Annotated in this window: 24 protein-coding genes; 4 read left to right on the plus strand and 20 right to left on the minus strand. The window is 66.7% G+C overall.

The genetic code is table 11. The features are described 5' to 3' along the window. Positions 1 to 108: 108 nt before the first annotated feature. Both clpA and F7P65_RS11560 read left to right on the plus strand, forming a co-directional pair. Positions 109 to 2,427, plus strand: coding sequence for an ATP-dependent Clp protease ATP-binding subunit ClpA (gene clpA, locus F7P65_RS11555; protein WP_150291890.1), 2,319 nt, complete (start codon positions 109 to 111; stop codon positions 2,425 to 2,427). A gap of 140 nt (positions 2,428 to 2,567) precedes the next feature. Then, entirely contained in the window at positions 2,568 to 3,197 is a 630-nt protein-coding gene (locus tag F7P65_RS11560; RefSeq protein ID WP_150291891.1) for a glutathione S-transferase family protein, read from the plus strand. A gap of 58 nt (positions 3,198 to 3,255) precedes the next feature. Here F7P65_RS11560 and F7P65_RS11565 read toward each other — a convergent pair whose 3' ends face one another. Further along, positions 3,256 to 3,993 (minus strand): Bax inhibitor-1/YccA family protein, encoded by a 738-nt coding sequence (locus F7P65_RS11565; RefSeq protein WP_150291892.1) that lies wholly within the window; start codon positions 3,991 to 3,993, stop codon positions 3,256 to 3,258. A 122-nt stretch (positions 3,994 to 4,115) separates the two neighbouring features. Here F7P65_RS11565 and thpR point away from each other — a divergent pair, with 122 nt between their 5' ends. Beyond that, a complete protein-coding gene (gene thpR, locus F7P65_RS11570; RefSeq protein ID WP_150291893.1) occupies positions 4,116 to 4,652 on the plus strand; it encodes an RNA 2',3'-cyclic phosphodiesterase in 537 nt (178 codons plus the stop codon). Positions 4,653 to 4,694: 42 nt separating this feature from the next. Here the strand turns inward: thpR and F7P65_RS11575 are convergent, their stop codons facing one another. The 11 genes from F7P65_RS11575 to F7P65_RS11625 all read right to left on the minus strand — a co-directional run bounded on the left by F7P65_RS11575 (position 4,695) and on the right by F7P65_RS11625 (position 14,537). Further along, entirely contained in the window at positions 4,695 to 5,246 is a 552-nt protein-coding gene (locus F7P65_RS11575; protein WP_150291894.1) for a superoxide dismutase family protein, read from the minus strand. A 318-nt stretch (positions 5,247 to 5,564) separates the two neighbouring features. Continuing rightward, positions 5,565 to 6,635 carry an OmpA family protein gene (locus F7P65_RS11580; RefSeq protein ID WP_150291895.1) on the minus strand — a complete coding sequence of 357 codons (1,071 nt, stop codon included), beginning with the start codon at positions 6,633 to 6,635 and terminating at the stop codon, positions 5,565 to 5,567. Positions 6,636 to 6,813: 178 nt separating this feature from the next. After that, a complete protein-coding gene (locus F7P65_RS11585; protein ID WP_150291896.1) occupies positions 6,814 to 7,317 on the minus strand; it encodes a DUF2793 domain-containing protein in 504 nt (167 codons plus the stop codon). 28 nt (positions 7,318 to 7,345) lie between these two features. Next, positions 7,346 to 9,547 carry a phage tail protein gene (locus tag F7P65_RS11590; RefSeq protein ID WP_150291897.1) on the minus strand — a complete coding sequence of 734 codons (2,202 nt, stop codon included), beginning with the start codon at positions 9,545 to 9,547 and terminating at the stop codon, positions 7,346 to 7,348. A gap of 9 nt (positions 9,548 to 9,556) precedes the next feature. Further along, a complete protein-coding gene (locus tag F7P65_RS11595) occupies positions 9,557 to 9,928 on the minus strand; it encodes a C40 family peptidase (RefSeq protein ID WP_150291898.1) in 372 nt (123 codons plus the stop codon). Then, positions 9,925 to 10,743: a DUF2163 domain-containing protein gene (locus tag F7P65_RS11600; RefSeq protein WP_150291899.1), complete on the minus strand. Its 819-nt coding sequence runs from the start codon at positions 10,741 to 10,743 to the stop codon at positions 9,925 to 9,927. Before F7P65_RS11600 ends, F7P65_RS11595 begins: the two co-directional genes overlap by 4 nt. After that, positions 10,740 to 13,064 (minus strand): DUF2460 domain-containing protein, encoded by a 2,325-nt coding sequence (locus F7P65_RS11605; protein ID WP_150291900.1) that lies wholly within the window; start codon positions 13,062 to 13,064, stop codon positions 10,740 to 10,742. Before F7P65_RS11605 ends, F7P65_RS11600 begins: the two co-directional genes overlap by 4 nt. Then, on the minus strand, positions 13,061 to 13,600 hold the full coding sequence (locus tag F7P65_RS11610; protein ID WP_150291901.1) for a tail tape measure protein: 540 nt from the start codon (positions 13,598 to 13,600) through the stop codon (positions 13,061 to 13,063). Before F7P65_RS11610 ends, F7P65_RS11605 begins: the two co-directional genes overlap by 4 nt. Positions 13,601 to 13,612: 12 nt before the next feature. After that, positions 13,613 to 13,807 carry a phage tail assembly chaperone gene (locus F7P65_RS11615; protein WP_150291902.1) on the minus strand — a complete coding sequence of 65 codons (195 nt, stop codon included), beginning with the start codon at positions 13,805 to 13,807 and terminating at the stop codon, positions 13,613 to 13,615. Further along, the gene (locus F7P65_RS11620; RefSeq protein ID WP_150291975.1) at positions 13,804 to 14,079 is read right to left on the minus strand and encodes a gene transfer agent family protein; all 276 of its coding nucleotides are present in this window, start codon (positions 14,077 to 14,079) and stop codon (positions 13,804 to 13,806) included. The genes F7P65_RS11615 and F7P65_RS11620 overlap by 4 nt, the downstream gene beginning before the upstream one ends. Positions 14,080 to 14,129: 50 nt before the next feature. Continuing rightward, entirely contained in the window at positions 14,130 to 14,537 is a 408-nt protein-coding gene (locus F7P65_RS11625) for a phage tail tube protein (protein ID WP_150291903.1), read from the minus strand. Between the two features lie 57 nt (positions 14,538 to 14,594). On the opposite strand from F7P65_RS11625, the gene F7P65_RS11630 reads away from it, so the two are divergent. Then, positions 14,595 to 14,918, plus strand: a complete 324-nt coding sequence (locus F7P65_RS11630) for a hypothetical protein (RefSeq protein WP_150291904.1) — start codon at positions 14,595 to 14,597, stop codon at positions 14,916 to 14,918. A 3-nt stretch (positions 14,919 to 14,921) separates the two neighbouring features. Here F7P65_RS11630 and gp17 read toward each other — a convergent pair whose 3' ends face one another. The 8 genes from gp17 to F7P65_RS11670 form a co-directional block, all read right to left on the minus strand. Then, positions 14,922 to 15,317 (minus strand): tail completion protein gp17, encoded by a 396-nt coding sequence (gp17, locus tag F7P65_RS11635; RefSeq protein WP_150291905.1) that lies wholly within the window; start codon positions 15,315 to 15,317, stop codon positions 14,922 to 14,924. Beyond that, on the minus strand, positions 15,314 to 15,541 hold the full coding sequence (locus tag F7P65_RS11640) for a hypothetical protein (protein ID WP_240334272.1): 228 nt from the start codon (positions 15,539 to 15,541) through the stop codon (positions 15,314 to 15,316). The genes gp17 and F7P65_RS11640 overlap by 4 nt, the downstream gene beginning before the upstream one ends. Beyond that, positions 15,538 to 16,023, minus strand: a complete 486-nt coding sequence (locus F7P65_RS11645) for a head-tail connector protein (protein WP_150291907.1) — start codon at positions 16,021 to 16,023, stop codon at positions 15,538 to 15,540. Before F7P65_RS11645 ends, F7P65_RS11640 begins: the two co-directional genes overlap by 4 nt. A 65-nt stretch (positions 16,024 to 16,088) precedes the next feature. Continuing rightward, positions 16,089 to 17,201, minus strand: coding sequence for a phage major capsid protein (locus tag F7P65_RS11650; RefSeq protein ID WP_150291908.1), 1,113 nt, complete (start codon positions 17,199 to 17,201; stop codon positions 16,089 to 16,091). Between the two features lie 70 nt (positions 17,202 to 17,271). Next, complete coding sequence (locus F7P65_RS11655) at positions 17,272 to 17,664, minus strand: HK97 family phage prohead protease (protein WP_150291909.1); 393 nt, start codon at positions 17,662 to 17,664, stop codon at positions 17,272 to 17,274. Further along, positions 17,657 to 17,977, minus strand: a complete 321-nt coding sequence (locus F7P65_RS11660) for a DUF6127 family protein (protein ID WP_150291910.1) — start codon at positions 17,975 to 17,977, stop codon at positions 17,657 to 17,659. The genes F7P65_RS11655 and F7P65_RS11660 overlap by 8 nt, the downstream gene beginning before the upstream one ends. Positions 17,978 to 18,007: 30 nt before the next feature. Beyond that, positions 18,008 to 19,120, minus strand: a complete 1,113-nt coding sequence (locus tag F7P65_RS11665; protein ID WP_150291976.1) for a phage portal protein — start codon at positions 19,118 to 19,120, stop codon at positions 18,008 to 18,010. Between the two features lie 112 nt (positions 19,121 to 19,232). Further along, a complete protein-coding gene (locus tag F7P65_RS11670; protein WP_150291911.1) occupies positions 19,233 to 19,571 on the minus strand; it encodes a hypothetical protein in 339 nt (112 codons plus the stop codon). Positions 19,572 to 19,585: the final 14 nt, after the last annotated feature.

Here is a 19,585-nt window from a genome sequence, read left to right on the forward strand (position 1 = left end):
GCAGTCTGGCAATTCCGGTGATCAGGATGCCCATCTTGATCAACCGCCGAGCAATGCCGACATATGGTTCAAGTACAGCCCCTCCTCGGGGTCAGGAGTATAAAAGACATGCCATCTTTCGCACCCGCCCTTGAAACCACCCTGCATAATGCGCTGACCCACGCATCGGAGCGTCGTCACGAATATGCGACGCTGGAGCATTTGCTGCTCGCGCTGATCGACGATGAACATGCGTCGAAGGTGATGCAGGCCTGCGGTGTGGAGCTTGGTGAGCTTTCCGATGCGGTGACGCAATATCTCGACACGGAACTGGACAGCCTGAAGGTGGAAGGGGCGAGCGATCCTTCCCCCACCAGCGGCTTCCAGCGCGTCGTCCAGCGCGCAATCCTGCATGTCCAGTCATCCGGCAAGGATGAAGTGACGGGAGCCAATGTGCTCGTCGCGCTTTTCTCCGAGCGGGAAAGCTATGCCGTCTATTTCCTCCAGCAGCAGGATATGAGCCGCCTCGATGCGGTCAGCTATATCAGCCATGGCGTGGGCAAGGGCACCGCAGCGCCCGAAACCCGCGAAACCAAGGGCGCGCAGGAAGAGGAAAAGAAGGCGCAGGACAGCAAGGGCAAGAAGGACAGTGCCTTGGAGCAGTTCACCGTCAACCTCAATGAGAAGGCGATGCGGGGCAAGGTTGACCCACTGATCGGCCGCGCGGCCGAAGTCGACCGGACGATCCAGATCCTCTGCCGCCGGTCGAAGAACAACCCGCTCTATGTGGGCGATCCGGGCGTGGGCAAGACCGCCATTGCGGAAGGGCTGGCGCGCAAGATCGTCGAGGGCGAGGTTCCCGATGTGCTCAAGGAAGCGGTGATCTACTCGCTCGACATGGGCGCGCTGCTTGCCGGCACCCGCTATCGCGGCGATTTCGAGGAACGCCTGAAGGCGGTCGTCACCGAACTGGAGAAGATGCCGCACGCGGTTCTCTTCATCGATGAGATCCATACGGTGATCGGTGCTGGCGCGACCAGCGGCGGCGCGATGGATGCCTCGAACCTGCTCAAGCCCGCCCTGTCGGGCGGCACCATTCGCTGCATCGGCTCAACCACCTACAAGGAGTTCCGCAACCATTTCGAGAAGGACCGCGCCCTGCTGCGCCGGTTCCAGAAGATCGACGTTAACGAACCCACGGTCGAGGACACGATCAAGATTCTCGCCGGACTGCGCAGCGCCTTTGAGGAGCATCATAACGTCAAATACACCCCCGACGCGATCAAGGCGGCGGTGGAACTGTCGGCGCGCTACATCAACGACCGCAAGCTGCCGGACAAGGCGATCGACGTGATCGATGAGGTCGGCGCGATGCAGATGCTGGTCGTGCCCAGCAAGCGCAAGAAGACGATCACGCCCAAGGAGATCGAGCAGGTCATCGCGACCATGGCCCGCATCCCCCCCAAGACCGTCTCGGCGGACGACAAGTCTGTCCTCGAAACGCTCGACACGGATCTCAAGCGCGTCGTCTTTGGCCAGAACCGCGCGATCGAAATATTGTCCTCCGCGATCAAGCTGTCGCGGGCGGGCCTGCGCGATCCCGACAAGCCGATCGGCAACTATCTCTTCTCCGGCCCCACCGGCGTCGGCAAGACGGAGGTTGCGCGGCAACTTGCCCATCTGCTCGGCATCCCGCTCCAGCGTTTCGACATGTCGGAATATATGGAACGCCACTCGGTCAGCCGCCTGATCGGCGCGCCTCCGGGCTATGTCGGCTATGACCAGGGCGGCCTGCTGACCGATGCGGTCGACCAGAACCCGCACAGCGTCCTGCTGCTGGACGAGATCGAAAAGGCGCATCCCGACCTGTTCAACATCCTGCTTCAGGTGATGGACAATGGCCGCCTGACCGATCACCACGGCAAGACGGTGGATTTCCGCAACACCATCCTCATCATGACCACCAACGCCGGGGCGTCGGACATGGCGAAGGAAAGCATCGGCTTCGGTGAACTGACCCGCGAGGATGTGCAGGAAGACGCGGTGAAGAAGCTCTTCACCCCGGAATTCCGCAACCGCCTGGATGCGGTCGTGCCCTTCGGCTATCTGCCGCCGGAAATCGTCGCCCGCGTGGTCGACAAGTTCATCCTCCAACTGGAGCTGCAACTGGCCGACCGCGACGTCCACATCACACTGGACGACGATGCCAAGGCATGGCTCACCAAGCGCGGCTATGACAAGCTCTACGGCGCGCGCCCGATGGGCCGCCTGATGCAGGAGAAGATCAAGCAGCCGCTGGCCGAGGAACTGCTGTTCGGCAAGCTCGTCCATGGCGGTGAGGTCCATGTCCGGCTGAAGGACGACGCCCTCGCCTTCGAAATCAGCCCCGCCGCCCCCAAAAAGGGCAAGAAGGGCGGCAAGGCGAAGCCTGCGGAATCGGCAAAATAATCCCACCCGCCGAATGACGGAAAAAAGAGGGGCGGCCCATCTGGGTCGCCCCATTTTCGTGATGGAATTGACCGGCCCCCCTCTCGGCTCGGCTCAGGGGCTGCTACACTCATCCAGCCAGGCAGGATGGGAGAGGCCCAATGTCCAATAGCATCACCTTCTACACCAACCCCATGTCACGCGGCCAAATCGCCCGCTGGATGCTGGAGGAAGTCGGCCAGCCCTATGAGATGGTCATTCTGGACTATGAAAGCAGCATGAAGTCGCCCGATTATCTGGCGATCAACCCGATGGGCAAGGTTCCCGCCATCGTCCACGCAGGCAAGGTGGTGACGGAATGCGCCGCCATCTGCGCCTATCTCGCCGACGCCTTCCCCGCCGCTGGCCTTGCGCCCCCCACCGACAGTCGCGCCGATTATTATCGCTGGCTCTTTTTCGCCGCCGGTCCGGTCGAGGCTGCCGTAACCAACAAAGCACTCGGTTTCGCCATCCCTGAAGGCCGCGAACGCATGGCGGGCTACGGCACGTTCGACCATGCCATCGACGCTCTGGAACGCGCCGTTTCCGGTCCCGCCTGGATTTGCGGCGGCCGGTTCACCGCCGCCGATGTCTATGTCGGCTCCCAGATCGACTGGGGCCTCAGCTTCGGCACCATTCCGACCCGCCCCAGCTTCGAAGCCTATGCCGCCCGCCTGCGCGAGCGCCCGGCCTATCAGCGGCAGAAGGAACTGGACAACGCCCTGATCGCGCAGATGCAGAAGCCCGCATAAAGCAAAAGGCCCGGCGAACCACTCCGCCGGGCCTTTCCTTGACTTGGCAAGCCTGCCCTCAGTTGCGCTGGTTGCCCATGAAGCGCAGCAGGAACAGGAACATGTTGATGAAGTCGAGATAGAGGTTCAGCGCCCCCATCACCACCGACTTGCCCATCATGTCCGTGCCCGCGACATAGGCATAGATGCTCTTGATCTTCTGCGTGTCATAGGCGGTCAGACCCGCGAACAGCAGCACGCCGATGAAGCTGATGACCATATTCATCGCGCTCGACTTGAAAAACAGGTTGATGAGGCTCGCGACCAGCAAGCCGACCACGCCCATGATCAGGAAGGTGCCAAAGGCCGAAAGGTCGCGCTTCGTCGTATAGCCCCACAGGCTCAATCCCGCAAAAGCCGCCGCCGTCGCGAAGAAGGTCTGCGCAACCGACGTTCCGGTATAGACGAGCAGGATGGACGAAAGCGACAGGCCCATCACCGCGGCATAGGCCCAGAACATCGCCTGCATCGCGACAGTCGACAACCGGTTCATGCCGAAACTCATGACCATCACGAACAGCAGCGGCGCGAACATGATGACATATTTCAAGATGCCGGGACCAGCCAGTATCTGATAGGCAAGGCCGCTCGACGCGAACAGCATCGCGACCAGGCCGGTCAGCAACACGCCGCTCGCCATATAATTGTAAACCGACAGCATATAGCTGCGCAGACCAGCGTCATACGCCTCCCCGCGCGCAACGGTCGTGCCGCCAAAACCCGCAATGTCGGAACGCGGATCGGACCAATTGGCCATGAGACAATCTCCTTCACCGGCATCATCTTGGCCGGTTCCCCCCTATTATCGGCTCATCCCGCCGCCAATTCAAGCACGGAGCGCAACCTGACTTATCGGGACGGAACCGCTATGGGACGATCATGCACCGCCTTTTCGTCGCCATCCGCCCCCCTGCCCCAATCCGCGCCAGCTTGCTGGCCTCGATGAACGGGATCATGGGCGCGCGATGGCAGGACGACGATCAATTGCACCTCACCTTGCGCTTCGTGGGCGAAGTCGACCGTCCCCAGGCCGACGACATCGCCGACGCGCTGGGTGCAGTGCGATTCACTCCCTTTGACATCGCTCTTTCCGGAGTCGGTTGCTTCGACCGCAAGGGCCGCGTCCACACCCTATGGGCTGGCGTCCAACCGCGCGATCCGCTTACCCAGTTGCATCATAAAATCGACCGCGCCTGCGTCCGCGCCGGCCTCCCACCGGACGACCGCAGCTATTTCCCGCATGTCACGCTTGCCCGCTTCGGCCGGACCGCCGCGTCCATGGACGCGTTCATGGCCCGCCACGCCGCCCTTGCGAGCGCATCCTTCACCGTCGAGGACTTCGCCCTGTTCGAAAGCCATCTCGGTCAGACAGGCCCGACCTATCACATGGTCGAACGCTATCGGGCCGACGCTTGACCTCTCTTCGGCGCGACGCCCCGTCGCGCCGAACCCAAAAACCTAATCCGCCGACAACACGCCGCAAGCGACGCGCCCGCCGGCATTGCCCGCCGGATCGGTCTTGTAATCGTCCGCCTGCGCATGGATGACGACCGCCGCGCCGTCGCTATCGAGCAAAGGCGTCGCACCGCCACGGATAGCGCCGCCGGGAATGACATATTCCAGTTCGCCCGCACCATCGGCACCCGCGATCATGTTCGGCATGTCACCCATATGCATGCCCTGCGGATTGTCCTTGCCATGCTTGTGACTGGTCGGGTTCCAATGGCCGCCCGCGCTGGTGAAGTCCGGCCCCGTGCACGCGCCCGTGGCGTGGATATGGACCGCATGCATGCCCGGCGTCAGCCCCTGCGCCTTGACCATCACGTGCAACCCATCGGCCGCCTCGGTGACCATGGCGGTCCCTCGTGCCGCACCGTCACCGGCCAGCAGTGTCGCATGGGCCATCGGCGCCGTGCGGGACGCAGGCTCCGCCGACGACGCAGCAGGGGTAGCGCAAGCCGAAGCAAGGGCGGCCAACGGCAAGGCCATGGCGATAGCGAAGTTTTTCATCTGCATGGAACTCCCGATGATCAGAGCGCATTGCGTCAAATCGGACGCAGGTCGCGCGCTCCAAGTTTTTGTTGTCGCATCCTTTTATGCGGAAACACAGTTCAGCGCAGCTAAAACCGGTTCCCGTTTTTCCGCACGATGCTCCAAGCTGTTTAGCCAACGCCACAGATCCGCATTTGTTGCCTAAGCGATCTGAATTGTGATCCCTTTTGCGATCGCGCGGCCAGCCTGCGCCCCTCTCAAAGCGCCAAAGAAAAAGGGGCCGGTCTTTCGACCGGCCCCTCAATCCTTTTCCATCCCGAAGGACGGATAATCCGATTACTGACCCGAACCCGGACCGTAGGTGATTTCCACGCGACGGTTCTGCAGTTCGCGAACGCCGTCGGCGGTTTCGACGCGGGGGTTCGCTTCACCGAACGCCTGGGTCGTCATCACGCCATCGGGGATGCCCTTCGAAGCCATGTAGGCCTTGACGGCATCGGCACGACGCTGGGACAGGCCAACGTTGTACGAGGCCGAACCCGAACGGTCCGCATAACCCGCCAGCATGACCTGGGCGCTGCCGCAGTTGCTGTAGGCCGAAACCGCGTTGTCCAGAATGGTGGCGGCGTCAGGCGTGATGTCCGACTTGTCCCATTCGAAGAAGACGATGTACGGCCCAGGGCTGCACTCGGCCACCGGCGGCGGCGGGGGCGGCGGGGGAGGCGGCGGCGGGGGCGGCGGCGGCGGCGGCGGCGGCGGAGCAGCCGGTTCGCCACCGAAGTTGTAGGTCAGACCCAGCAGCAGGCTGTGCGTGCGCAGCTTGGTCTTGATCGTGTCGCCGGCGACAACGCCAGTGCCATAGTTCAGGTCGGTATAGGCCGGAATGACCTTGATATCGTCCTGGTTGAAGAAGCGATACTTCAACGAGACGTCGACATGGTTGGTCAGCGGATAGCGAACGCCCGCAATCGCCTGCCAGGCGAAGCCGGTGTCGGAATCGTTGACGATGTCGTTGGCGATCTTGCCGCGCGAAACGCCGACACCGCCGCCGACGAAGCCCTGCAGGCCGTCATCGGGACCGAAGTCGAGCAAGCCGTTCATCATGAACGACAGAGCCGAAGCCGAACCACCGAAGCCAGTCTTGTCGAGATCGACCTTGGCGCGCTTATAGGCTGCTTCGGCTTCCAGACGGAAACCACCGAAGTCATAGCCAATATTGGCGTCGCCATCCCAGCCCTTATGATAGTCGATGGAGCCGTCGGCTTTCACGCCGTTGATGCTGGCATCCTGATCTTCGACCAGAACAACGCCGGAGTCGATGCCGACATACCAGCTATTGTCACGCGCCAGGGCCGGAGTGGCCAGGGCGCTGGTCGCAAGCACAGCCGCGAGGGCAAGCTTCCGCATCTGAATTCCCCTTTCAAAAGTGTCACGAAGGACTGCTGAAACCATGTATCGGCTAGAAAGTTTCATGGCAAGTCCACATTTGGCAAAACTGTTGCAAAAATAACGCAGTTAACCCTCTTGCCCGCCCCCTCAGGCTAATTCGAATGCCCCTCTTGGTAAAAGGAATATGAACGCCAAGTCATGCATCGATCAGCCCATGCGTCCGCATCGCATCCAAAATTCCCGCGATGGCGGCCCGCGCTTCCGGGTCGACGGTCGCGCCGCCGGATGGATCGGCGATCCCCGCGCCGCGCGCCCCGACCACCCGGCTACCTGCGATATGCAACCCATCCGCCCGCACCGCCCCGTCATGCCATGCCGCGCCGTCATGCGCCATGCCATGGCCCCGGTCCGCCACCCAGAGCGCAAGCCCCGCCCGGGGCGCGACGAACCGCCACCCCCCTTCGGTCCAACAGGCCACCGTCCCTTCGCGGCCGGCCCAGTCTCCCGAAGCACCCGGCGCCACGATCCAGCAATCCCCGATTGCCGGCGCGTCCGGCGGCACACTCTCATCGGCGCTCGCCACCGCGCCGTGCAGCAGCATGTCGATCCGCGTCAGCGCCTCATTGTGAAACAGTTCCTTCTGCGCCTGACCGGCGAAAAGCTGCGGCAGCGCCCAGCGAAAAGTCGCGTCCATCACCATGATTCAATTGCCCTTTCCATCCATACGCTCAGCCCGCCAGAACGATCCGCGCCGCGCGCCCCATCGCCTGCGACCCGACCTGCCGGATTTCGACGGCCAGTTCTCCCGTGCCGTCCCGGTCCGCCTCCAGCAGCGCCGCGTCATAGGTCCAGCCGGGCCGGTCCAGAACGATCCGCCGCACCAGCTCGCCCGCGACAAGCACCCGCACCTCATAGCTTTCCCGATCCTCGCCGAGCGGCACATCCGCGCCGCTCACCCAGCGCCATCCGATCCGGCTCCGCCGCGTCCATCCGATGGTCCAGCCGCCGACCCCATCGGCCTGCGCCCGCACATGCACCGGCGCAGGCGGCGTCACCGCCTCGCCGCTGACCGTCAGCGCCGCCTCGACCGGCCCGACATCCCCGATGCCGACCGCCGCGACCCGGACGCTGCCGCCGATCTCCGCCGCGCCGCCCTGCACCGCGAACGGCTCGGCCAGCCGGTCCTCCTCCAGCAACAGAAAGCGCTCGCCTGGAGCATGATCGTCCATCGCCCACTCGGTCCCGAACAATCCTCGCCGCAGCCCCCTCAGCCGATAGCGCGCCTCCCCGATTTGCTCGGCCTCGGCAAACTGGACGACTTCCCGCCCGACCAGACAGAGGTTGCGCCCCTGCGCCAGCGCCCCCTCATCCGCCCCGCCCAGCGCCATGTCCTCCGCCAGCAACGTCACCTCAAAGCCGTGAACCGCATCGATCAGCGCCGAGCTGCCGCGACGCAGTCCTGTATCCACCCGCCCCATCACCGCCCGCGGCGCCGTCCGGCCAGCGGGCAGCGCCTCTCCGGTCGCGCCGATGGTGAACAGCGCCGCGCCGCGCCAGCCCTCCCCGCCGCTCGCCGCCGCCACGATGACCGGCGCCGTCGCCGCGCTCTCCCTGATCGACGGCAGGTCCACCAGCATCAAGGTCGTCGGCCCATGCGGCCGATCCGCCTGCCGCACGATACTGCCCGAAGAGGTGCCGCCGGGAATTGCCCCACCCGCGCCCGGCACGCGCCGCAGGCTCAACCGCACGGCCATCGCCTCCCACTCGCGCTCCTCGATCCGCCACAGGCCCGGCAGTCCCTCCACCGTCACCACCTCGCCCGGCCCATGCCCCAGCGCCTCCCAGCCGCAGCGCAAGGTCATCGCCGATCGCCCGGTCCAGACCCGCCCCAGCTTCCGCGCCGCCAGTCCCCGCGCATCATCCCCCGACAACACGACCGGCAGTTCCAGCCCCTGCTCCGCCCGCCCCGGCCCCGGCCTGCTCACCCGCTGCACGCCCGCCTGATAGTCCCGCGCCGCATCATAATAGCGAACCGCCAAAGCCACCGGCACGGCATCGGCCGAACCGCCCGATTGCTCGACAGCATCCAGCATCCGGCCATTGATCGACCGGCACAAAGCCCCCGCGCCAATCTCCGCATCACCCGCCACCGCAGGCGCCACCCAGCGCAACCCTACCTCTTCCGCTACAAAGGCCAGATCGAACGCCTCCGCCAGCGGGGCCAGCGCTTCGCCCACATCCGCGCCACCCGCCGCCAGCCCCTCGACCGCCGTCAACCCCTCGCCCGTCAACAGCCCGCCACTCAACTCCGCCGCCAGCGCCCCCAATTCCACAGCCGCCGCATCCGCCTCGACCTCAAAGGTCAGCGAAGGAATCCGATTGCCATAATCCGCCAGCGCCAGATCCTCGAACACCGCATAGGCCATCCCCCGATGCCCCGGCGTCAGCGCCATCCCCTCCGCCGCTGCGATCAGCGGATCGACCGCCTGGTCCTCACCGCCCGCATGCAGCCGAAAAGCCCCCAATTCCGTCTTGAAGTCCCCCGCCGCCCCGCGCAGCAAATTCCCGTCGGCCCAGATCCGCCGCACAGCCCGCACCGCCCGCGCCGACAATGCCACCGCAAAGCTCGCCGAATAGCTGTATGTCGTCACGCTGGGCCGCCCCTTGCCGCCGCCGCTCTTGTGCTTTGTTTCCTTGAGGTCCGTCGCCCAGATCACCGTTCCCGCGACCCGCAAGCTCCCGAACAGTTTCGGCACCTGCGACCCATAGGTCGACGTCTGCACCTGCATGTCGGTCAGCCGCCGCCCTTCGACCCCCTTGGGCTTGAACAGCACCGCATGATCGAACGCATTGCCGATCAGCCCGCCCACCGCAGCGCCCAGCGGCCCGCCAATGGCCGTGCCAAGCGCGGTCAAAATAATCGTCGCCATATCGCCCCCCTATTCGGCCCGCCAATATCCCAGCACCGGCCAGGGCGACTCCCCCGGCATCTCCACCACGCGCCCCAGTCCGGCATGGGCATGAACATGCCCACCCGGCACCACAATCATCAGATGGAGCTGCAAAGGCCCCGGCCGCACCAGCGCCAGATCGCCGTCACGCGCCTCCTCGACCCGCCGCAGCCCCGCCGCGCGTAGCCAGTCGGCAGCCCGCCGCTCATCCCCGGACCGCAACCCATAGCCCTCCGGCGCGACCCGCCCCATCGCCAGCGCCGCCAGCCCCACGCAATCCAACCCTCGCTCGGGCACCCGCCCATGCAGCCGAAAACGCACCCCCAACAGCGCCCGCGCCGCCGCGACACTCTCGTTCAAGCCGCCCCCGGATAGCGCGTCAGCAAATCCGTCCCCGGCAGATAAGGCTCCCCACGAAAATTGACGGCATTGCCGAACCGCCCGGCACAGGTCGCCAATTGCCGATCGCACCCCTCGGTCAGCAGGGCCAAGGCCCCAGCCTCGACAGCAAAAGGCGGCGGATCGCTCAACATCACGGAACCGGCATCATTATCGACCACCCCGTGCACGATCCCGCCATTGCCCCCGGTCAGCCAGCGCAAGGTGCCAAAGGCATAAGCCCCCGCCTCCAGCCCCGGCACAGCGACCGAAACATCGTCCACCGCCCCGACAGCCACCACCCGCCGCCGCCCGGCCAGATCGACCCGGCACTGCCGATCCCCCAGCGCCGCCCGGCAATCCGGCGAAGTCGATGGCGCGACCGGCGCCTTCAACGCCGCCATCGCCCCCACCAGTTCCGCCGTGAACGCCCCCGCCTTGCGCGCCACCGCGCCGATCTCCCCCCGTCCCAACAGCAGCCACAGCGCGCCGGGCGCCTCCCACTCGGTCAGCCGCAACTCCAGCGCCGCCCCATCCCAGCGTCCCGCCGCCAAATCGGCCTCACTGATCGCATCGGAAACCAGCGCGCCCTCCACATCGGCATCGCTCCCCTCGATATCGATCCCGCTCCGCACCGCCGAAGGCGTCATCCCCGGTGCCGCGCGATACCGCACATGGCCAATCGCCAGATCCCGATCATGGCTGGTCAGCCCGATCGTCACCCCGTCCCGCCGCTCGATGCGCCAGCAAAAGGCCAACGTCGCCAGCGGCTTCTCCAAAGCCTCCAGCCCACTCATTCCCTGATCTCCACCAGCGGCACCGAAACCGCCTCCCCCGCCGCAAAGGTCGCGCGATTAATCTCCAGCCGATCCTCGGCAAAGCGCACCGGCACATCGAAGCGGAAACCCACCGTCAACACCGCCCCGTCCGCGGGCGCCACATCGAACGCAATCACCCCCAGGCCGGCGTGACTCCACCCGCTCCCCCTCTCGACCCCGTCCACCGCGACCCGGATGGTCCCCGCCACCGGCCGCGTGATCCGGCGCGCCTGCGCCTCCTCGCCCAGCCCGTAAAAGCGCTGCAACGGAAACTCCGCCCGCACGCCATCGCCCACGCCCAGATGCTGATCCAGCGGCCCCGGCGCCTCACCCACGCCGCAACTGCGATCATCATAGGGGTCCGCGAACCGAAAGCCCCGCGCCGCCCCGCGCCGCGCCCGAAAGAAGGCGATCAGCGCCGCCATATCCGTCTCCGACCGCACCCCCGGCCCGGCATCGAAGGACAGCCGCGCATCCGCCCAGTCGCTGCTCCGCCGTTCATGCCCGGACACGCTCTCGACGACCTGCGTGGAAAAGGCGGGCGAAACACTCGCCTCCCGACCGATCGCCAGAGGAAAAGACACATCGTCAAAATCCTGCACATCATCCTCCCCATCCAATCTGAAGCAGGTAAAGCCGTCCCGCGCGACCTGCGGCAGCGCCCACACAAAGGTCGCCGCCGTCCCCCGCTTCACCGCCGCGTCCGCCGCCGCCGCAATCTCCCGCCACTGAACGGCATCCTCGCTCCTCAGCACGAAGCCCGAAAAATAATGCTGCTCGTGAACCGGATAACCCAGCCGCCCGACCGCCAGATCGACCCCCAGCCCGGTGAGCCGTTCCCGCCCCTCCGTCACCCAGTCATAATCCTCCAACTGCAAGACATCGAAGGCGGGAAAGGCCCATCCCAGGGGCATATTCGCCCGCTTGGCTTCCGGAGCCGCCGGATCGAGCACGGTCGGCAGATAGGCCAGCAAATGCGTCACCGCCCCCGGCGCCATCCCTTTCACCCAGGCACACAGCGCCGCCGTCGATGCCGCCAGCACCTCGCCCGCCCGATCCAGCAAGGCCCTCTGCGGCGCGCCCAACGCCCCCCGAACATCGGCAATGGAAACCAGCGCCCCACCGAAAGCCGCTCGCGCCGCCTCGTCATACAGACAGATGCGCCCATCCGGCATGACCCACCACCAGGGTTCCCCAACCTGAAAGCCGATCGCAATCCCGGCCGCCAACCCAAGGGAAACAAAGGCTCCGGCCACCGACCACAAATATCCCATCGCTCCCTCATGCGCGGGCGAGAGCAGCGTGGACGGCGGCGACCATCCCGTCAGCGCCGGATCGCCATTTTCCGCCCGCTGCTTCCAATCCTCCCAGCAATGCGCATCGAACAATTCGTAGGAGAGAGACCAGATCACCCCCAGTCCCAACGCTTTCGCCCTCCGGGCAAAATCCCCATGCCAGGCCGCACAAGGCGCATTCAGCACCCCGCCCGCCAGACTGACGAAAAGCCCGCCATCCACAGGCTCGAGCCGGAAATAATGGCTCATTCCCACATAATGATTGATGGCCCCGCGATAGCCGAGCGCATGGATCGCCCCGACAATCCGCTCCGGCGTCTGGTTGAAACAATCGTCATAGCCCGTCGCCATGGACAGCCCATGCTCCGGCAGCACGACGTCGCCCACACGCAACACCGACCCCGCCCCATCGCAGCGTATCCCCGATAGCTCACACCATCCCTCGACCCCTGCGGCGAAGATCATGCTCCCCGCATCATAGTCCGGCGGCGCAAGCGAGATGAACATCCGGTCCACAGCGCCCGCCCACACCGCTTCCCCCTCGCTCAGCACAAAGCCGCTCTTCACCGTGGAAAAATCCAGCGTGATCAGAGCATCTTCCACCCCACCGCTCGCATAGTTCCACAAGCGCACATACCAGCTACGCGGCGTGCCTTCCGCATCCCGCCCCTCAATGGTCAGCGTCGGCCCGTGCGTCTCATCCAGCCGCCGCAGCCCGCCGCTCCGCCAGCGAAAGCGCAGCAGGCAATCCCGAAAATCCCGAGCCGTCTCATAGGCGAGCAGCGGATGGCTCCACTGATCCTCCGCTTCCCAGATCAGCCCGGCCAGATCCCCCGACCCATAGAAAACCGCATCCACCCGCAGGGCATCCGGCGCGGTGGTCACGACACTCGCCATCATCGGCCGGGGAAAATTCACGGTCCAGTGCGTCGGCGCAAAGCGCTTCATGAACCGCGCCTCCTGCCCCCGCCGCGCATCGGCCAGCCAATATCCAAGCCCACTCATCCGCCGATCGCCCCCCTCACCGCCCGCGCCACCTGCCGCGCGCTCCGCGCGAGCAAGCGCGCGCCATCCACGCCTTGCCCCTGCACCGCGATACTGACCCGCACATCCCGCGCGCCGCCGCCGCCATGGGGAACAATCTGCCCACTCGCCGTCGGCACAAAGACCTCCGGCCCCCGCTCCCCCACGACATAGGCCCGCCCCGGCGCCACCGGCCCGCCGGTCGCCCGCCCCGGCAAGCCCAGCACGGACGCGGCCAGCCCCACCAGCCCATCCCCGCCGATGCTGCCCATTCCGGACCGCAGGGCACTGGCCGCAATGTCGTCCAGCACCCGCATCGCGATGCTCTTGAGTTCCTCAAAGCCGAACTGCCCTGTCCGAACCGCCCGCAAAAATCCCTGCTCGATCCGCCTGCCAGCCCGCTCCGCGCCCCCGGCCAGCGGTCCCTCCAACGCCCCCCGCATGGCCTCCACATCCCGCGCGAAGCCCTGCGTATCCGCCCGCACCCGCACGACCAGATTGTCGATCTCCTCGTCCATCGCCCGCTCCCCTCAATCCGGCATCGCGCCCCGCAACCTCTCCAACTCCCCGCGATCCATCCCGACCTCCGGTTCCTCCTCCCCCTTGGCCGCCCGCAACACCGCTTCCAGTTCCGCCGGGGTCGACCGCCAAAACTCCTCAGGCCGCCACCCCAGCAACCAGCCCGCGACCCCCGCCAGCCGCGCCGCCGTCTTGAAAAAGCTCATCGTCCCCCCAGAATCTGCCCGAGTATCCCGCGCAAAACCGGCGTCAGCTTCGCCAGCCCCGCCGCGACGATCGCCTCGCCCATGGCTTCCCGCGTCAACCCCGCCGGCGGCTCCGCCAGGCAATGCCAGAACAGCCCGGCCATCTCGGCCAGCGACAGCTTCCCCGCCGCCGCCCGTTCGACCAGCGCAAAGAGCGGCCCCAATTCCTCCTCCGCCGCCACCAGAGCCGCGAAACTGGGCCGCAGCGTGAACCGCTCGCCCCCCAGGTCCAGAGCCGCCTCGCCCCGCGCGCCATTGGGATGTGCGCCGTTCGCACCCCCGCTCACAGCGACACCACCGGCCCGGAACTCTCCAGGCTCAGCGCATAATTGCGCTCCCCATTATAATCCCCGGCATAGTCCAGCCGCGTCACCAGGAAGCGGCCGCGCATCTTCTCGCCGCTTTCGAAACTCAGCTCATAATCCTCGATGGTCCCGGCCAGCGCATGGCCCCGCAGCCGCAGTTCCGCCGCCGATCCGGTGAAAATCCCCGCCGCCGACACGCTGACCGAGCGCACCCCCGCGCCCGACAGCAATTCGCGCCAGCCGCCCGAATCCTTGTTGGTGACGTTGACCCCCTCGCCATTGACGGACAGTTGCGTCGTGCGCATGCCCGCCACGGTGGCGTAGGCCACCGGCGCCCCGCCATCCCCTATTTTCAATAGAAACGCGCTTCCTTTTTCCACGCCCATGGAGCATTCTCCTCTAAGATAAACCGTGCAAGAATCGGGATTTGGAGAGAGACCCAGATGTTCGTCACCGCCCCCCTGATGCTGTTGCTGGCCGCCGCCCCGCAGAGCGGCGACGCCGTCGGCGCGGGCCGCAAGGCCTATTCGGAATGCCTGGAAAAACAGATCCAGCCCGCCCTCGACAAAAAGGTGCCGCTCGGCGATTTCCAGTCCTCGCTGAAGACCCAGTGCGGCGACAAGGAAGCCGCCTTCCGCGCCGCCATCGTCGCGGACGACAAGTCGACCGGCATGTCGGACAAGGACGCCCAGTCCGACGCGGACGACCAGATCAGCGAATATAAGGACAAGATCGTCGGCGAATTCGAAGAGTATTCGAAGCCCTGACCGTCAGCCGCGCACCACGCGCAGCCGATAGTCGACCAGCGCCTGCCACCCATCCCGCGCGCCCATCCGCGCCACCCGGGAACGTGCCAGCCGCACACTGACAAGCCGCCAGCCCTCCGCACCCTCCACCGCCCGCAAAACCGGATCGACCCGCTCCAACAGCGCTGCCAGCCGCGCAGGACTCTCCCCCGCATCGAACAGGCTGACGGTCAAGGCCAGTTCCCGTCCCTCGACATCCTTCGCGCCCCAGTCCAGCGCGACACAGTCCCCGACCACGCCATAGGGCGCACTGGCCCGCCCGGACGCGCCATCGAACAGCCCGTTCAATCCCGCCATCAAATCCGCATCGCCTCGCAAGGCTTCGACGACAGCCCCGCGCACCGCCACTTCCGCGCTCATCGCCGCCCCTTCCCTGTTTCTGGCCCTGCTTTTGGCCCAGCTTCCCGCCCAGCTTCCCGCAGCCCCAGATCGCCCATCCACCGCCGCATCAGCCCCCGCCCGGACAGCCGCACATCCTCGCCCTCGACCCGCGCCTCGACGCCCATCGCCGAAATCGCAGCGGCAATCTCCCGCCGCCGCGCCGCGACCCGCTCCTCCACCAGCCCCCGCAACCGCGCCCTCATGCCAGCCGCATCCGCCGCCACGGCCGCCACAGCGCGCTCACCACGGCGGGCGGCGTCGCCGCTTCGCCATCCCGCGCCGCGAAATGCTCCGCCGCCAGCCGCACGATGCCGTGCCGGATCGCCTCGGGCAGCCCCTCCTCGTCCACCGCCATCCCCGCCCGATAGCGCACCGTCACCCTGCCCGGCCCGTCCACCAGCCGCGCCCGCACCCATCCTTCCCCGGCGGCATCGATGTCGACCGCATAGGCGCCCGGCACCAAAGCCACCCCGCCGACCTCCACGCCCGCAATCGCGACCACCGGCCGCGCCATCAGCCGCTGCCAGCCCCCGTCGGCCACCACCGTCTCGGCGGCATCGCGCACGACCAGCCACTGCCCGATAAACTGCTCGCAAAGCCCCGAAGCGCTCCCCAACAGCCGCTCCAGCACGCCATCCTCTTCATCCGACCCGATCCGCAACCAGGCCTTGAGATCCGCCAACATGGCCCCTCCCCACCAAAAAAGGGGCGCCCCGCAGGAAGCGCCCCAACCCACTTCCCCAGGGACGATCAGGAAGCCGCGAACTTCATCAACTTGATCGCCTCGCTGTTCGCCACCGCGCCGCCAATCCGCTTCACGGCATAAAAATGCACGAACGGCTTGTTGCTGAAGGGATCGCGCAAAATGCTCGTCTCGCTGCGCTCCGAGATCACATAGCCCGCCTGGAAATTGCCAAAGGCAATCGACATCGATCCGGCCGAAATATCCGGCATGTCCTCGGCCTCCACCACCGGATAGCCCAGCAGCGTCGCCGGCTGCCCCGCGCTCAGCGAAGGCTGCCAGATAAACGCCCCATCGCTGGTCTTCATCTTGCGGATCACCGCCAGCGTGGCCGAATTCATCACGAAACAGGCCCCCTGACGATAGGGCGCCCGCAGCGCCTGCACCAGATCGATCAGCCTGTCCTGCCCCGAGGCCGCGAAACCGCCCGAAGCCCCCGACGCCACATATTGCAGCGACCCGAAGGCACGCACGCTGTCCGCCTCATTGGTCGCGGTGTAGGTCAGGAACCCCTTGGGCTTGTTCGTCCCATTGCCGTTGACAAAGGCCGCGCCCTCCGCTGCGGCGAACTCACGGGCGATCTCGCCCGCCAGCCAGCCCTCGACGTCGAACTGCGCATCGTCCAGCATGGCCTGGGACGCCGCCGGATTGGCATAAAGCTCCCCCGAAGGCGGCACGATCTCGTTGAAACTGGGCGTCGCCGTCTCCGCCCGCGCCCCCGTCTCGCTGGCCCAGCCCGACACGATGCCGCCCGCCGTCACCAGCTTGCGATAGCCCGCCGTCCCCGTCCGCACGACATTGGCAATCGAACGAATGGGCGAAATCCCCTTCAGCGTCGCATCGATGATCTGGTCGATCTCCCGCGGCACCGCATAGCCACCGGCCCCGCCCGAAGCCCCGGAAAAGCTCTTCAACTCCACTCCGGCCTCCAGCCCCTGCCGCACATAACGCTCGACGAAGGCCAACCGGCGCGGATCGACCGCCCCGCCCTTCACCCCGTCCAGCGCCGGCCTCTGCGCCACCAGCAAAGCCCCCTTCAGCGCCGCGACCTCGCTCTCAAGGCCCGCGATGCGCTCACCCTGCACCACCGCATCAAAGCTCGCTTCCAACTGATCCGTCATCCACCACTCCCACGAAAAAGGGCGGCCCAACCGGACCGCCCAAAAAACCTTCAAAGCGGGGGCCAGCCCCCTATTCCACCGCAATCACCCGAGCCAGATCCTGCATCGGATGCGTCACCACACTCACCTCCACCACCTCCAGCGCCAGCAATTCGCGCGGCGCCGATCCCCGGGCCTCCCGCACCCGATAGCCAAAGGACAGCCCATCCACCGCCCCCGCGCGCAAGGCGCGTCCCGCCTCCCGCCCCGCCGCCGTCCGCCCGGAAACCCGCCCGATCACGCGCAGCCCGCGCCGATCCTCCTCGACCTTCTCGACGGTCCCGATCACCTCCCCGGCCCGATGCTGCCACAGCAGGGGCACCCCCGCCGCCAATCCGGCAAAGGCCCCCGCCCGCACCACGTCGCCGCCGCGATCCACCCGATCGAACACCGCCGCATAGCCCGCGAACCGCACATCACTCATGCACCAGCCCCAGCAAGCCCAGCCGCACCGCAAGCCCCAGCAGCAGCAACGCCATCACCACCCGCACGACCCAGGCGACGACAGCGCCCCGCGCCGCCTTCTTCGCATCGCGCCAGGCCCTCAGCAGCTCGCGCAGCTCCCGCACATCATCCTCCGCCCCGCGATCCGCCAGCCCCAGCCGCTCCAGCGCCCGCCCCGCGCCCAGTTCGCTCGCCTCCTCGATCAGCGCGCGGATCATCAGCATGTCCGCCCCCACCGGCTGCGCCTCGGCCTGCGCCACCAAGCGCGCCAGCATCTCCCCATCATATTTCATCGCCTGCCTCCCCCGTCAGACCCCGTGCCATCAGACAATGCCCAGCATCGCCCGCTTCTCCTCCGCCGACAGGAAATCCGCCGCCGCCACCCGCTCCCACAGCGCGCTCCGCTCCTCGAACAAAGCAGGCACCGCATCCATATCCGCGCCCAGGCACAAATCCGGCCACCAGCCCCGCAGCCCCTGCGCGATGCCGCCGCAGATCTTCGCCACCAGCGGCAGGATCGTCTGCCGCCAGAGCGCCCGATTGGCCTCCCGATAATTGGCGTAGCTATTGTCCCCCGGCAGCCCCATCAGCATCGGCGGCACCCCGAAAGCCAGGGCGATCTCCCGCGCCGCCGCCGCCTTCAGCCCCACGAAATCCATCTCGGCGGGCGTCAGGCTCATCGCCTTCCAGTCGAGGCCCCCCTCCAGCAGCATCGGCCGCCCCGCATTGGCCGCCCCGGAAAAGGCGATCTCCATCTCCCGCTTCACCCGCTCGAACTGCTCGGGCGACATCACCGACCCGTCCCCCGGCTCATAGACCATCGCCCCCGAAGGCCGCGCCGCATTATCCAGCAAGGCCTTGTTCCAGACGGTCGCCGCATTGTGGATCGCCACCGCGCCCGCCGCCGCCCCCACGCAACCCAGCCCATAATGATCGTCGAGCGGATGCAAGGCCTTCAGATGAACGATCCCGCCCCCCTCCGCCGGAATCCGCGTCACGCTGTCCCCGACCCGATAGAGATAGGCGACCGGCCAGCCCCGCGCATCCGCCTCGACGCTGACCCGCTCGGGCCGCAAGGCATAAAGTTCCCCCGGCACCCCATCCGCACCGGCCAGCACCTGCACATAGGCATTGCCGTGCAGCAGCAAATGACAGGCCAAGGTCTCGACCAGCCCCTGCCCGGCCGAACAATGCGTCACCAGCCGCATCACCCGCGCCGCATCCTCGACGCCCGCCACGGACAAGGCGGTTCCGCCAGCCCCCTCCGACACCAGCCGCAACGCCCGCTGCGCCACCGGATTCTGCATCGCCCCGGCGCGCACCTGCGCCTCATAGGAGGCAGGCCACTCCCCCAGAGCGACCCCGCCCGCCCCCCAGGCGCGCGCCAACACCGGCCGCGCCGACTGGCGCGTCGCCTTCGTCCCGAACAATTTCATGAAAAACCCCGCCCACAAAAAATCCTCCCGCCGGTCCGGGGGGAGGATCATGAAGGCCGGCGGCAATCGGCCGCCGACCGAAATCCGAAAAGGGAAAGCCCCCTCCCGCTTATCAGGGGTTCCGCTTCAAAACCCGGTCGCAAGCATCGCCGCCCGCCTGCCCCTTGCCGATCAGATTCCCCGCCACGGCCCCCGCCGCGCCCGCCAGCAACGTCTCGCCCACGCTGCCGCCCGCAATCACCCCGGCCCCGGCGCCACCGGCCGCGCCGATCACCGTCCCCTTGCGCGCATCCTTCTTCCGCTTGAGCAGGCAATAGCGCACATCGTCCCGGTCGCGCGGCGCGGCCCGCGCCACCCGCGCCCGCTCCTTGCTCGACAAAGTCGCCGCCACCGCCGGCTCGATCATCAAGGTCAGCACCGCCACAGACGCCGCCAGTTTCGCGATCTTCATGCAAAGCCTCCTGT

The organism is Sphingobium estronivorans (assembly GCF_008692605.1).
Classification (GTDB): domain Bacteria; phylum Pseudomonadota; class Alphaproteobacteria; order Sphingomonadales; family Sphingomonadaceae; genus Sphingobium; species Sphingobium estronivorans.

Coding starts and splice junctions, on each gene's coding strand:
- F7P65_RS11600 (WP_150291899.1), bottom strand. CDS start 10,743: ATGAGTGGGCTGGAGGCTTTGGAGAAGCCGCTGGCGACGTTGGCCTTT.
- F7P65_RS11605 (WP_150291900.1), bottom strand. CDS start 13,064: ATGAGTGGGCTTGGATATTGGCTGGCCGATGCGCGGCGGGGGCAGGAG.
- F7P65_RS11645 (WP_150291907.1), bottom strand. CDS start 16,023: ATGTTGGCGGATCTCAAGGCCTGGTTGCGGATCGGGTCGGATGAAGAG.
- F7P65_RS11580 (WP_150291895.1), bottom strand. CDS start 6,635: ATGCGGAAGCTTGCCCTCGCGGCTGTGCTTGCGACCAGCGCCCTGGCC.
- F7P65_RS11565 (WP_150291892.1), bottom strand. CDS start 3,993: ATGGCCAATTGGTCCGATCCGCGTTCCGACATTGCGGGTTTTGGCGGC.
- F7P65_RS11660 (WP_150291910.1), bottom strand. CDS start 17,977: ATGAAATATGATGGGGAGATGCTGGCGCGCTTGGTGGCGCAGGCCGAG.
- thpR (WP_150291893.1), top strand. CDS start 4,116: ATGCACCGCCTTTTCGTCGCCATCCGCCCCCCTGCCCCAATCCGCGCC.
- F7P65_RS11590 (WP_150291897.1), bottom strand. CDS start 9,547: ATGGCGACGATTATTTTGACCGCGCTTGGCACGGCCATTGGCGGGCCG.
- F7P65_RS11670 (WP_150291911.1), bottom strand. CDS start 19,571: ATGAAGATCGCGAAACTGGCGGCGTCTGTGGCGGTGCTGACCTTGATG.
- F7P65_RS11615 (WP_150291902.1), bottom strand. CDS start 13,807: ATGAGCTTTTTCAAGACGGCGGCGCGGCTGGCGGGGGTCGCGGGCTGG.
- clpA (WP_150291890.1), top strand. CDS start 109: ATGCCATCTTTCGCACCCGCCCTTGAAACCACCCTGCATAATGCGCTG.
- F7P65_RS11625 (WP_150291903.1), bottom strand. CDS start 14,537: ATGGGCGTGGAAAAAGGAAGCGCGTTTCTATTGAAAATAGGGGATGGC.
- F7P65_RS11585 (WP_150291896.1), bottom strand. CDS start 7,317: ATGGTGATGGACGCGACTTTTCGCTGGGCGCTGCCGCAGCTTTTCGCC.
- F7P65_RS11560 (WP_150291891.1), top strand. CDS start 2,568: ATGTCCAATAGCATCACCTTCTACACCAACCCCATGTCACGCGGCCAA.
- F7P65_RS11610 (WP_150291901.1), bottom strand. CDS start 13,600: ATGGACGAGGAGATCGACAATCTGGTCGTGCGGGTGCGGGCGGATACG.
- F7P65_RS11640 (WP_240334272.1), bottom strand. CDS start 15,541: ATGAGGGCGCGGTTGCGGGGGCTGGTGGAGGAGCGGGTCGCGGCGCGG.
- F7P65_RS11630 (WP_150291904.1), top strand. CDS start 14,595: ATGTTCGTCACCGCCCCCCTGATGCTGTTGCTGGCCGCCGCCCCGCAG.
- gp17 (WP_150291905.1), bottom strand. CDS start 15,317: ATGAGCGCGGAAGTGGCGGTGCGCGGGGCTGTCGTCGAAGCCTTGCGA.
- F7P65_RS11575 (WP_150291894.1), bottom strand. CDS start 5,246: ATGAAAAACTTCGCTATCGCCATGGCCTTGCCGTTGGCCGCCCTTGCT.
- F7P65_RS11665 (WP_150291976.1), bottom strand. CDS start 19,120: ATGAAATTGTTCGGGACGAAGGCGACGCGCCAGTCGGCGCGGCCGGTG.
- F7P65_RS11650 (WP_150291908.1), bottom strand. CDS start 17,201: ATGACGGATCAGTTGGAAGCGAGCTTTGATGCGGTGGTGCAGGGTGAG.
- F7P65_RS11655 (WP_150291909.1), bottom strand. CDS start 17,664: ATGAGTGATGTGCGGTTCGCGGGCTATGCGGCGGTGTTCGATCGGGTG.